This is a genomic window from Adonisia turfae CCMR0081, from assembly GCF_011009555.1.
In the GTDB taxonomy this organism is placed as follows: domain Bacteria; phylum Cyanobacteriota; class Cyanobacteriia; order Phormidesmidales; family Phormidesmidaceae; genus Leptothoe; species Leptothoe turfae.
Genome location: NZ_QXHD01000004.1, coordinates 5862083 through 5874593, shown reverse-complemented (window position 1 = coordinate 5874593; position 12511 = coordinate 5862083). Strand labels below are relative to the sequence as shown.

11 protein-coding genes are annotated in these 12511 nt (G+C 47.6%); 3 read left to right on the top strand and 8 right to left on the bottom strand.

Annotated elements, in window-relative coordinates; translation table 11 throughout:
• Window positions 1-85: 85 nt before the first annotated feature.
• Entirely contained in the window at window positions 86-1456 is a 1371-nt protein-coding gene (locus DXZ20_RS28900; protein ID WP_163702532.1) for an MATE family efflux transporter, read from the top strand.
• On the opposite strand, the gene DXZ20_RS28895 is transcribed toward DXZ20_RS28900, so the two are convergent.
• A complete protein-coding gene (locus tag DXZ20_RS28895; RefSeq protein WP_163702531.1) occupies window positions 1408-1869 on the bottom strand; it encodes a VOC family protein in 462 nt (153 codons plus the stop codon). The genes DXZ20_RS28900 and DXZ20_RS28895 overlap by 49 nt on opposite strands.
• Window positions 1870-1976: 107 nt before the next feature.
• Between DXZ20_RS28895 and metH the strand changes: the two genes are divergently transcribed.
• Both metH and DXZ20_RS28885 read left to right on the top strand, forming a co-directional pair.
• Window positions 1977-5645, top strand: a complete 3669-nt coding sequence (metH, locus tag DXZ20_RS28890; RefSeq protein ID WP_163702530.1) for a methionine synthase — start codon at window positions 1977-1979, stop codon at window positions 5643-5645.
• A 460-nt stretch (window positions 5646-6105) separates the two neighbouring features.
• Window positions 6106-6468, top strand: coding sequence for a c-type cytochrome (locus DXZ20_RS28885; protein ID WP_006517217.1), 363 nt, complete (start codon window positions 6106-6108; stop codon window positions 6466-6468).
• A gap of 219 nt (window positions 6469-6687) precedes the next feature.
• Here the strand turns inward: DXZ20_RS28885 and nuoK are convergent, their stop codons facing one another.
• From nuoK to DXZ20_RS28850, 7 genes are all read right to left on the bottom strand, one after another.
• Window positions 6688-6993, bottom strand: coding sequence for an NADH-quinone oxidoreductase subunit NuoK (gene nuoK, locus DXZ20_RS28880; RefSeq protein WP_006517218.1), 306 nt, complete (start codon window positions 6991-6993; stop codon window positions 6688-6690).
• Window positions 6994-7038: 45 nt separating this feature from the next.
• Window positions 7039-7647 (bottom strand): NADH-quinone oxidoreductase subunit J, encoded by a 609-nt coding sequence (locus DXZ20_RS28875; protein WP_163661237.1) that lies wholly within the window; start codon window positions 7645-7647, stop codon window positions 7039-7041.
• Between the two features lie 86 nt (window positions 7648-7733).
• Window positions 7734-8339, bottom strand: a complete 606-nt coding sequence (ndhI, locus tag DXZ20_RS28870) for an NAD(P)H-quinone oxidoreductase subunit I (RefSeq protein ID WP_163661235.1) — start codon at window positions 8337-8339, stop codon at window positions 7734-7736.
• Window positions 8340-8343: 4 nt separating this feature from the next.
• On the bottom strand, window positions 8344-9462 hold the full coding sequence (gene nuoH / locus DXZ20_RS28865) for an NADH-quinone oxidoreductase subunit NuoH (protein ID WP_163661233.1): 1119 nt from the start codon (window positions 9460-9462) through the stop codon (window positions 8344-8346).
• Between the two features lie 285 nt (window positions 9463-9747).
• Complete coding sequence (locus DXZ20_RS28860; protein ID WP_163661231.1) at window positions 9748-10941, bottom strand: citrate synthase; 1194 nt, start codon at window positions 10939-10941, stop codon at window positions 9748-9750.
• 205 nt (window positions 10942-11146) lie between these two features.
• Window positions 11147-11662 carry a phosphohistidine phosphatase SixA gene (sixA, locus tag DXZ20_RS28855; RefSeq protein WP_163702529.1) on the bottom strand — a complete coding sequence of 172 codons (516 nt, stop codon included), beginning with the start codon at window positions 11660-11662 and terminating at the stop codon, window positions 11147-11149.
• Window positions 11663-11781: 119 nt separating this feature from the next.
• Window positions 11782-12511 (bottom strand): DHH family phosphoesterase (locus DXZ20_RS28850; protein WP_431732092.1); only part of this gene is annotated, 730 nt, incomplete at its 5' end.

Here is a 12511-nt window from a genome sequence, read left to right as displayed (position 1 = left end):
CATGCGTTTACTAAAACTTACCCAGAGTCGGGACTAGAGTTTCTACTTAACCAATAATTGTTGATATGAGTGGGGGTATTGAAAGTTGGGAAAACCTTTTTGGTTAGGGGGCTTTAGCAAACTTGCGATCGCCAACATCACATCGAATCTGATGGTCCCTCTGGCCGGGTTGATCGACACTGCATTTCTCGGACACTTGGCCGACATTCGCCATCTAGCGGGTGTGGCCCTGGCAACGGTGCTGTTTAACGTTATCTACTGGAGTTTTGGCTTTTTGCGCATGGGCACCACTGGCCTCATTGCTCAAGCGGCGGGGCGAGGTGATCGCACAGAGCAATGGCGAGTGGGTCTAAGGGCGCTGATGGTGGCCTTAACCATGGGCTTGTTGATTCTGCTTTTGCAAACTCCACTGCGGGTGCTAGGGTTTGCTATTCTCCAGGCCGATGCGGATGTGCTGGATGCTGGTTTGGCCTTTTACCAGGGGCGCATCTGGGGGGCACCAGCGGTGCTCATGAACTATGTGTTGCTGGGTTGGTTGCTGGGGTTGGGCCAGGGGCGGCGAGTTTTAGCCCTGGCTGTGGTGGGTAATGGGGCTAATATCCTGCTCGACTATTGGATGATTGTGCGTTTGGGTTGGGAGAGTCATGGGGCTGGGCTGGCCACGGCTTTGAGTCAGTACGCCATGCTGCTGGTGGGCGGCATAGTGCTATTGCGGTCATTACCCTGGGCTCAAATTTGGCAGCAGCGTCTGAGTCTATGGAGTCGTCATGCTATATCAGCGTTATTTCGCCTAAATCGCGACATTATGGTGCGTACCTGGGCATTGCTGCTGAGTTTTAGCCTGTTTACAAATCTCAGCGGAGTGATGGGTACGGATACCCTTGCAGTCAATACGCTGCTGCTACAGTCGCTCATGCTCGTCACCTACTTTCTAGATGGGATTGCGTTTGCAACTGAGGCCTATGCTGGCCAGTTTCATGGTCAGGGAAAATCGTCTGAACTCATGGCTTTGGCTAAGATTGGGAGCGGTATCAGTGTGGGATTGGGGGTGGGAATTGCGATCGCATTCATCACCTTTCCTCAAGTTCTCTTTGGTCTGCTGACCGATCACCAAACCGTATTAGCCCAACTAAATCACTATGTTATTTGGCTGCTGCCCGTGTATGGCTTCGGAGCCATTGCCTTTATGTTAGACGGCTATTTTTTAGGCCTAACCTCTGGCACTATTCTGCGAAAGTCCACCGTTCTGGCAACGTTCTGTGGCTTTCTGCCATGGGCGTTAATCGCCTATTGGCAGAACAGTCCCCATTGCTTATGGTTAGCTATGGCCTCTTTTATGGCAATCAGAGCCATGACCTTAGCCTGGGCGGTGCCTGGCAGTTGGCAGCCTAGAGCAGAAGCGTCACCCTATTTAGGATCGCAGCGAATTTCCAATAAAAAACCATCTGGGTCGTAAAAATAAATGCCGCGCCCAGTGGGTCTACTCACAGGGCCATGGTCGATCGCGACCTGATTCTGTTGGAGCAGCTCAACGGCTTGATTAAACAGCTCAGGGGCGATATCAAACGCCATATGATTGGCCCGAGTAAATTGCTGAGTTGGATCCGGATTGGGAGGTTCTAAGTCCGGTTCACCGAAGAGATCCAGGATAGTGCCATCGGGTAGACGAAAGTTAGCCACTTTACCCTGGGCAACAAGTGTTACCAGGGTCTCAGGCACCTCATCGCCTGTGAGCTCATGTAGCCCCAGGATTGAACCATAAAAATGACGGGATGCAGCCATGTCTTTGACGTTCAGGGCAATGTGATGGACCCCTCGGAGGGTATTCGGGGTCAGTCCTGTGCTCTGTCTGTCAATCGATAATGTCATACCCATGCACCAGATTGCGTTGGGTTCTACTTTACTGCCAATCTATTCATCAATAAAACCGATAATAATGGGTATAGTCTCCGCTTTGTTCAACTGCTTTGACATCTATGAATAGTGCTTTCCTCGAACGTCTGCATAGCCCTGCACGTCCCGTACTTGTCTTTGATGGGGCTATGGGAACCAATCTGCAGGTCCAGGAATTAACCGCCGATGACTTTGGTGGTTTGGAGTATGAGGGCTGCAATGAATATTTGGTCGTCACCAAGCCTGAGGCGGTGGCAAAGGTCCATCGTGACTTCTTAGCTTCAGGGGCAGATGTGATCGAAACGGACACCTTTGGAGGTAGTACATTTGTCCTGGCAGAGTACGGATTGCAGGATAAAGCCTACGACCTGAACAAAGTGGCGGCAGAATTAGCCAAGGCCTGTACGGCTGAATTTTCGACACCTGAGAAACCTCGCTTTGTGGCCGGTTCCATGGGGCCAGGTACAAAATTGCCCACATTGGGACACATTACCTACGATGAGCTACTTGAGGCATTTACTGTTCAGGCAGAGGGCCTATACGACGGTGGTGTAGATCTATTTATCGTCGAGACTTGTCAGGATGTGTTGCAGATCAAAGCAGCCCTGAATGCGATTGAGGCTGTGTTTGAAAAGAAAGGTGCCCGGTTACCGCTGATGGTGTCGGTGACCATGGAGACCACTGGAACAATGCTGGTGGGCTCTGATATTACAGCAGTGGTCAGTATTCTGGAGCCCTACCCTATTGATATTTTGGGGCTGAACTGTGCTACAGGCCCAGACCTGATGACGGAGCACATTAAGTATTTGTCAGAAACTTCTCCCTTTGTGGTGTCCTGTGTGCCAAATGCGGGTCTGCCAGAAAATATCGGTGGTCATGCCCACTATAAGCTCACCCCGATGGAACTGCGGATGGCGCTACATCGGTTTGTAGAAGATTTTGGTGTACAGGTGATTGGTGGTTGTTGTGGTACACGTCCTGATCACATTGCTGCACTGGCGGAGATTTCCCAGGAGTTGTCTCCAAAAGACCGAGACATTCGCTTGTCCCCGTACTTAAATGGAGCGGTGGGATCTTCCCTAGCTTCTCTTGGGGCAGGGGGCGAGAAGATTATGCGCCCCGCCTTAAACTATTCACCTGCGGCGGCTTCGATTTATGGGGCGCAACCCTATGAGCAGGATAATTCGTTCTTGATTGTGGGCGAGCGGTTGAATGCGAGTGGTTCCCGTAAGGTGCGGGAACTATTGAACGAGGATGATTGGGATGGGTTGATTGCGATCGCAAAACGCCAGGTTAAAGAAGGTGCCCATATCCTCGACGTCAACGTAGACTACGTGGGTCGCAATGGCGAAGCGGATATGCACGAGATTGTGTCTCGTCTTGTGACTAATGTCACCTTGCCCCTCATGCTAGACTCCACCGAGTGGACCAAAATGGAAGCAGGGCTAAAAGTTGCAGGGGGTAAGTGCATCCTCAATTCCACAAACTATGAAGACGGTGACGAGAGATTTTTCAAGGTTCTAGAATTAGCCAAAACCTACGGTGCGGGTGTTGTTGTTGGCTGTATTGACGAAGATGGCATGGCCCGTACGGCTGAGCAGAAGTCCAAAATTGCGCAGCGTGCTTATCATGATGCTCTCGAATATGGCCTGCCACCCCATGAGTTGTTTTTTGATACCCTAGCACTGCCGATTTCCACTGGTATTGAAGAAGATCGAGAGAACGCAAAAGCCACGATTGAGGCGATCAAACAAATCAAAGAAACGCTTCCTGGCGTTCACTTCATGCTCGGAGTTTCTAATATCTCCTTTGGCCTGAACCCGGCAGCTCGTATCACCTTAAACTCAGTGTTTTTACATGAGGCTATGCAGGTCGGTATGGATGGCGCTATTGTCTCAGCTGCCAAGATTTTGCCTCTGATTAAAATTGACCCAGAGCATCAGAAAATCTGTAAAGATCTCATCTATGACAACCGAGAATTCGATGGTGAAATTTGCACATACGATCCCCTTGGAGAGCTAACAACCCTATTTGAAGGGGTCACCACCAAAGATGCCCGCTCGTCCGCATCCCTTGCTGATTTGCCCATCGAAGAACGCCTGAAACAACACATTATTGATGGTGAGCGCATTGGCCTTGAAGAGGCATTGCAAATTGCTTTAGATACTCCCTATGAGCCATTGCAGATCATTAACACTTTTTTGCTCGACGGCATGAAAGTTGTGGGAGAACTCTTTGGATCTGGCCAAATGCAGTTACCGTTTGTTCTGCAATCAGCTCAGACTATGAAGGCAGCGGTGGCTTTCCTAGAACCACTCATGGAAAAAGAAGACGGTCAAGATGATAGTGGCAAAGGTAAGTTCCTGATTGCCACAGTCAGGGGAGATGTACACGATATTGGTAAAAACCTGGTGGACATCATCCTTACTAACAACGGTTATAAGGTCATCAATCTCGGCATTAAACAGACTGTTGATGCCATTGTTGCCGCCTATGAAGAACATCAGCCAGACTGTATAGCCATGAGTGGATTGTTAGTGAAATCCACAGCCTTTATGAAAGAGAACCTGGCTGTATTTAATGAGAAGAAAATTTCGGCTCCTGTGATTTTGGGGGGTGCTGCCCTGACGCCTAAATTTGTTTATGGTGATTGCCAAGATACCTACAACGGTCAGGTCATATATGGTAAAGACGCATTTGCCGATCTTACTTTTATGGATCGACTCATGCCTGCGAAGAAAGAAGAATGCTGGCAAGATGACGAAGGTTTTACAGGTGACTACGCTCAATATAATCAGAAGGGGCGCAAGGCCATTGAACAGGCAGAAGCTGCTTTAAATGGAGGCGCTGATAAAAGAGAGAAAAAGAAAGAGCCTGAAGTGATTGATACCAATCGCTCTGAAGCAGTTGATATTAATATTCCTCGTCCAACTCCACCCTTCTGGGGGACAAAAATCCTCAAGCCTGAAGACTTTGATATGGATGAACTGTACTGGCATCTTGACTTACAGGCATTATTTGTGGGTCAGTGGCAGTTTCGAAAACCCAAAAATCAAACACGCGAAGAATATGATGTGTTTCTAGCGGATAGGGTTCATCCTATCCTGGCGGAGTGGAAGCAAAAGGTGAAAGAAGAAAACCTACTGCATCCTCAGCTCGTCTATGGTTATTTCCCCTGCACGGCTGAGGGCAATTCGGTGCATGTTTACGAGCCTGCTGTCATCGAGCAGGGACTTACCCCTAACGATGCAGAGCCCCTCTTTACCTGGGAGTTTCCTCGGCAGAAGTCCATGCGCCGTTTGTGCATTGCTGATTTCTTCTTACCTAAAGAACAGAATCAGTTTGATGTCTTCCCAATGCAGGCAGTGACTGTGGGCCAGATTTCTGCAGACTATGCCCGCCAGCTATTTGCAGAGGATCAGTATACCGACTATCTCTATTTCCATGGCCTGGCCGTCCAGGTGGCTGAGGCCATGGCAGAATGGTGCCATGCGCTCATCCGTAAAGAGCTTGGCTATGGCGATCAAGAGCCTGATAGCATCCGTGATATGTTGGCTCAGCGCTATCAGGGAGGTCGCTATAGCTTTGGTTATCCGGCCTGTCCTAATGTGGCAGATCAGGCTAAGCAGCTGGCAATACTGGGCGCTGACCGCATCGGCATGACCATGGATGAAAGCGAACAGCTATATCCTGAAGAGTCAACCACAGCGATTGTGACGTATCATCCAACCGCGAAATACTTCAGCGCATAGTGGTAATGATGAACAAAAAGTGTAAATCCGCAGGTAGGTATGTCCCATTTGCTGCAGCCATTCATTGAGGGGCAAAACAATGACTAGTGAAGTGTCAAAGCTAAAAATTTGGATTCTGTATTGATATTGGTAAAGAGTGCTAGTGTCAGTCATGCTTTTAGGGCTATAGGGTAAAGAGCCGCTCTTCATCCCTGTTACTCTTTGCACTTCACCAAGAAAATTGCTCAGGACAAATCTATCGTGTGCCCACTGATTTGGCACAAGTAATGTCAATCGTAGTCGGTATTTTGCAAGCTGAATAGTGATGAATCTTGATAATACTGCCCACCTTTTCTGGCCGACATTACAAAAACGTAAGATGTGCCATGTTGTCTATCGCCATGGCCAAGACCCTATTTATAGTGGTTAATACGCTGGTCTTTTACCAAGACAGTCTAATTTGTTGAGAGAACTAATCAGAATGAGAGCAATTTTGACTGCAATTCTGGCGATCGTTGCCAGTATCGTTTTGACAATGCCTGCTTTTGCAGACGATACCTATGTAGGTGATGTAGCTGCAGGGGAGAAAGTGTTTACCAATACCTGTGCTACGTGCCATGCGGGAGGCAACAACGCTATCGTATCCTCCCAAACATTGAAGCAGGAGGCTCTAGAACAGTATTTGTTTAACTATCGCCTTGAGCATAACGTTGAGGCGATTGTTTATCAGGTTGCGAATGGTAGAGGTGCCATGCCCGCGTTTCAAGGACGTATTAGCGATAAAGCGATCGCTGATGTTGCTGCCTATGTAAAAGCCCAATCTGAGAGTGGCTGGCCAGAGTAGCGTTACTCGCCACATAAAGAGAGGTTGTCTCGCTCGTTATTGGGATAGTAGCCTCTCTTTATAGCGTGACGAAGACTGAAGCAAGTGTTGGCGAAGCCGCCTCTCCCTTTGGAGATAGCATTCAGCAGCTTGCTATAGATTTGTTTCTATAGATGAATCATAAAAAGTGCCCAGCTATTATTATGGCTGGGCACTTTTTAGTTCAATTGAGAAGTAAACTTACCACTTCAGCAAATTGAATTGCTCCATATCGACTGTGTCGCGGTTGCGGTAAATCGACAGCACAATGGCAAGACCTACAGCAGCTTCAGCCGCAGCAATCGTAATCACAAAGACAGCAAAGACCTGGCCCTTGATTTCAGCTGGGTCCAGGTAATTAGAAAATGCCATTAAATTCAGGTTTACGGCATTGAGCATTAACTCAATCGACATGAGTACTCGAATGACGTTTCGGCTTGTGACTAGCCCATAAATACCTACGCAAAAAAGCGCAGCGGCAAGAATCAAAAAGTACTCTAGTTGCATGGATTAACTAACTTCTTCTTATGGATAACTTGACGCAGGTTTAATCTAACTGTCCTGAGTGTCGCTGCCAGCAGCTACTAACTCGCGAGGACGTTCAGGTAACGTTAGCACTTTAGGCTCGTCAGCAGGCTCATAATCCGGCACATATTCACGACGTGCCAGAATAATGGCTCCCACCAAGGCCATTAATAGTAATACCGAGGCGAGTTCGAACGGTAGCAAAAAGTCACTAAAAAAGTGCTGACCGATGATTTCAATGGATGCTTCACCAGCTGGCGCTGCTGAAGAGAGCTGCCAGGATGTGGATAGCACCATGGAACTCAGTAAGCTAAACAATCCGATGCACACAGCACCTGTTGCAGCTTTACCAAGCCAAGCATTGGACACGGGTTGAAAATCTTCCCGCTTATTTACCAGCATAATCCCGAACAGAATCAGGATATTGACTGCACCTACATAAACCAGGACTTGAGCCGCCGCCACAAACCCTGCATTTAGCAAGATGTAAAGGCCTGAAATGCTGATAAATACCAGACCCAGCAAAAATGCTGAATAAACAATATTATTAAGCAGCACTACGCCCAGGGCTGCTAATAACATCAAGGCACCAAGGATGCCTAGGGAAACAAATTGTACGCCTTCTGCTAAGTTCACTACTACTCCGGTTATCTAGGCTGCTATTTGCTTGGCTGGTGGATAATTTGTCCTAACATCTTTGGACAAATTATTTAGTCAGCTGCTTACTCAGTCTTCGCTGGTTTAGAAGCTTCCAGTTCTTCCAAGATCTCTTGTGGTAGTTTACCAGCGCGCCGAGACCCTTCAGGTAATTCATGGGGATCCATAACACCCTTGGGTAGGTAGGCCAGCTCACGCATTGGTGTCACCATGGGATCATCAGTGACTTTGTAGGGCAAACGACCTAGAGCAACGCTGTCATAGTTGAGTTCGTGGCGGTCATAGGCGGCCAACTCATACTCCTCAGTCATGGAGAGACAGTTGGTAGGGCAATACTCTACACAGTTACCGCAAAAGATACAAACGCCAAAATCAATGCTGTAGTGGTCCAGTACCTTCTTCTTAGTTGATTTATCGAAGGTCCAGTCAACAACAGGCAAATTGATTGGACAAACACGGACGCAAACTTCGCAAGAGATGCACTTATCAAACTCAAAGTGGATACGACCGCGATAGCGTTCAGATGGAATTAGCTTTTCGTAGGGATATTGCACCGTCACAGGACGACGCTTCATATGGTCAAACGTGACTGATAGACCTTGACCGATATACTTAGCGGCTTGGACGGTCTCTTTGGCGTAGTCACCAACCTGCTTTAGAAAGTTGAGCATTGTTTTACCCTCCAAACGCAAATGGAAATGCGAGCTTGAGCGCTGCTGTTAGTAGCAGATTAACCAGGGCTACTGGCAGTAGAAATTTCCAGCCTAAATCTAGAAGCTGGTCGATGCGTACGCGAGGCACAGTCCATCGTAAAAGTACGGCGAGAAATACTAAGAAATAAGCCTTAATTAGGGTCATCATGATCCCTAAAGCGGCAGTAATTACCTGTAGCCAAGGGGTGGTTTCACTAATCCCTAAACCATCAGCCATAACTTCAACAGGAATCGGAAAACTCCATCCGCCCAGGTATAGCACTGATACCAACATGGCTGAGAGGACTAGATTAACGTAGGAGCCAACATAAAATAGGCCAAACTTCATACCGGTGTATTCAGTTTGGTAGCCAGCTACAATCTCTTCTTCTGCCTCTGGTAAGTCAAATGGTAAGCGTTCGCATTCTGCCAGGGCTGCAATCCAGAAAAGGATAAAACCAACAGGCTGTCGCCAGATATTCCAGCTGAGAATGCCATAGCTTGCTTGCTGGTTGACAATGTCGATGGTGCTAAGGCTATTAGACATCATCACCACAGCCAGGACTGCTAGCGCTAAGGGAATTTCATAGCTAATTGACTGGGCTGTCGCTCGCAATCCTCCTAGTAGAGAATACTTATTGTTTGAAGAATACCCGGCCATCAGTAAGCCGATGGGGGTAACACTCGAAAGGGCAATCCATAGAAAGATGCCTACACCTAAATCGGTAATCACCATGTTCTGCCCAAAGGGCACAACCAGGTAAGACACAAAGACAGGGATAACGACCAGGGCTGGACCCAAAGTAAATAAAATTGGGTCTGCTTGGGCTGGATTAATATCTTCTTTGAATATAAGTTTGACGCCGTCCGCTGTTGCTTGCAGTGCGCCCAGCGGACCAACATATTCAGGGCCAATTCGCTGCTGGGCCGCAGCTGAAATTTTTCGCTCTAGCCAAACGGCAATAAAAATGCTGACGGTCGCAGCGATGAGAATTAGTAACATCGGCAGCGGCATCCAAACCAGCTTAGCTACAGCTGGGGGTATTCCCAGTGATACCAGTATTTGAATGAAGCTCTCTTGCAGGTTAATTCCAGAACTCATACCCAACTTAAATAGATGGAGTGGAGGGCCTCAGGGCCAATTTCCCTAATGATTCTAACGCTTAATATGTCTTCAAAGGTGAAATAACTGAGTTGGTACTAATAGGAATTACTACTCATGGTTATAGATTAAACATTAGTCATTCCTGGTGATGCATACAAAAACCCCCCTTGATATGCATCAAGAGGGGCTGGAGTTCCTGAAAATCGTCACTGATATCAGTTTCGTTGGATTTATCAGTATTGACAAGAGGGGTGATGCCCATCACAGGGGGAAAATACCGATTTATACGGATCCGTTGCGCACAGCTGACGGAGACTGAGCCTTTTTATCCCAAAGGTGCAGACGCTCTGTCACGTTTATGTATGCTTGGTTGTGAGGACCAGTATAAATTTGTGTTGGTCGAAAAATTCGATTTTCAGCCAACTGCTCTTTCCAGTGGGCGAGCCATCCAGCGGCACGTGCGATCGCAAATATTGGTGTAAATAAGTCAGTCGGAATTCCCAACTTTCGGTAAACCAGTCCCGAATAGAAATCTACATTTGGGTATACGCCCTTTTGTCCTAGACGTTCCGTGACAGCTGTTTCCAGTTCTAAGGCAATTTCGTAATATTCATCCTGGCCAAACTTCTCAAAGAGTTGCTCAGCCAGCTTTTGCAAGATAACCGCCCTTGGATCCTTAACTTTATAGACCCGATGGCCAAAGCCCATAATCTTAGCTTTACGGGCAATGCAATCATCTACAAAGGGGCGTACATTATCCACCGAACCAATCGTTTGAAGCATGGCGACGACTTCCTCGTTCGCACCGCCATGGAGGGGACCAGCTAGTGTACCCACTGCTGAAGCCACCACAGCATATGGGTCAGTGAGTGTAGAGGCTGTGACCATTGCCGAAAATGTAGAGGCGTTGATCGTGTGCTCAGCATGCAGCGTGAGACATACATCAAAAATTCGGGCTGCTAAGGGGTCTGGTACCTCCTCATTCAGCATGTACAAAAAATTTGCTGCGTAATCGAGATCATCCCGAGGTTGAACCGGATCATTTCCTTTCCGAATCAGCTTAAATGCGGCCACCATGGTGGGGATTTTAGCTAATAAGCGGACCACGGCAGCCTGGATATAGGCCGGATCCTCTAACGCTCGCCGGGAGTAAAATAACCCTAAGGCGGCTGCACATGCCTGTAATGCATCCATGGGATGGCCGCTCTCAGGAAAGCACTTCATCATGTCGCGGATGCGATACTTCAACCGGCGATGATGTTGAATCTCATCCTTAAATAAATCCAGTTCTTGCTTGGTGGGTAGGCCTCCCCAGATAAGTAAATAGGCCGTTTCTAAAAAGGTACTTTTTGGGGCTAACTCTTCGATACGAATGCCTCGGTATTCTAAGATCCCTTCCTGACCGTTTACGTAACTAATGCTTGATTCTGTCGCGGGAATTCCCTCTAAACCAGGGCGATATTCGCATAGGGTCATTGTCAGTCGTCCTACCGCTGCTCTCTTTTATTCCTTAAGGATATCGAGAAGTGGTCTATTCATGCATTTTCCCTGGGAACAGGTAAGCTTTCTTTGAAGAAAACTAGTACCCGATGGCCGCAATTTGGCCACAATTGCATCCACCCATCGACTCATACACATTTGATAGTAGGCAAACTTACGCCACAGAGTAATCGTCTGCTCATTACAAAATTAGGTGAGGTGGAGCTAGCCAAAATAGCTGACTATTACCAATGGCGCTTTGTGCATCAGGCAAGGTCAGTCCGATGATACCTGCTTTTTTAAAGACCCAGCGATCATTGCTATTTCCTTGAACCAATTGCTGTGCCCATTGGCTAAGGTCCGGTTTGTGGCCAACTAGTGCCAGGCTCTTAGGAACCTCTGACTGCCAACTTTCCAACCAACTTAACCAATTTTGTAAACAGCCCTCGGGAGCCAGTGGAGGAAATAGCTGATAGTCCAAGGCAAGCTTTGCTTCACATAGGATCTTTGCCGTTTGGACTGCCCGTACCAACGGACTGGTGAGCAACATGTCAAAATGCAACCCAAGGCTCACAAGTCTTTGAGCAATCTTCTGGGTTTTCTGAATGCCTTTATCAACTAAAGGGCGCTGATGGTCATCAACATAGGTACCTCGTTCGGCTGCAATGCCATGGCGAATAAAGTACACCTGAGTTGCATATTTAGAAGACAATTCCATTTTTTGCCGTTACTGATTTAGAGGATGGATTGATCGGTAAAACTTTCTAACAGCCTAAATTTGACAGATAAAACCATCCTGAGGATCAGCCATGCTCAGTTTTTAAGCGCTCCGTAAATTTAATCTGGATTCATAACCCCGTCTTTTGGGTTAATCAATTTCATGAGCTTTTGCTTAATCTGCACATCAAATACTTCCCATTTCAATCGATTGTAAGCGCCATTTTCATAAAAGCCAGATAAGAAGCCTACAGGTACTTCAAAGCCTCCCGCCATAGAGCGACCACCGCCAAAAAAGCGTCCTTGGTCGTCGTGTCCAAAGGCTTCTTTAATAAACTCATCCGGGTCAAGGGTGATTTTACTGGTGCGTAAGGAGCCAATAACGACTTCTCGTTCATCGTCCTCATCGTGGACAATGCCATAGACGACGGCTGTATGGACGTCTTCTTCGGTAAGCAGAAAGTCTGTGGCTTGAGGGATTGCATCACGGTCTTCGTATCGCAGGTAGCCCACACCTGAAATTGAGACACTGTTTTGAATATTGCGATTACGCAGCGATCGTTCAATGACATCCATGGCTCGTTTAGAGCGGGAGGCTTGGAGAATGGCACTTAGCAATTGGGCATCGCAATACTGACTAAGGTAAGCAGCTGCCATAAAGTCTGCTTCTGCAGCCTGCATTAATTGTCCTGTATCTGAACGTAAACCGTGCATTAAGGCCGTAGCACACTTAACGTGTTTGCTATTGCTACGGTCGAGATCTAACAGCCCTGCCTGGAGATACTGGGTCAAAATCGTAGCGGTTGCCCGAGCCTCTGGACGAATATCAGAAAATTCTGCCTTGGTTTTA

Bases quoted from the DNA above. Each gene is read 5' to 3' on its own strand.
- DXZ20_RS28895 (WP_163702531.1), bottom strand. From the start codon at position 1,869: ATGACATTATCGATTGACAGACAGAGCACAGGACTGACCCCGAATACC.
- metH (WP_163702530.1), top strand. From the start codon at position 1,977: ATGAATAGTGCTTTCCTCGAACGTCTGCATAGCCCTGCACGTCCCGTA.
- DXZ20_RS28885 (WP_006517217.1), top strand. From the start codon at position 6,106: ATGAGAGCAATTTTGACTGCAATTCTGGCGATCGTTGCCAGTATCGTT.
- nuoK (WP_006517218.1), bottom strand. From the start codon at position 6,993: ATGCAACTAGAGTACTTTTTGATTCTTGCCGCTGCGCTTTTTTGCGTA.
- ndhI (WP_163661235.1), bottom strand. From the start codon at position 8,339: ATGCTCAACTTTCTAAAGCAGGTTGGTGACTACGCCAAAGAGACCGTC.
- nuoH (WP_163661233.1), bottom strand. From the start codon at position 9,462: ATGAGTTCTGGAATTAACCTGCAAGAGAGCTTCATTCAAATACTGGTA.
- DXZ20_RS28860 (WP_163661231.1), bottom strand. From the start codon at position 10,941: ATGACCCTATGCGAATATCGCCCTGGTTTAGAGGGAATTCCCGCGACA.
- sixA (WP_163702529.1), bottom strand. From the start codon at position 11,662: ATGGAATTGTCTTCTAAATATGCAACTCAGGTGTACTTTATTCGCCAT.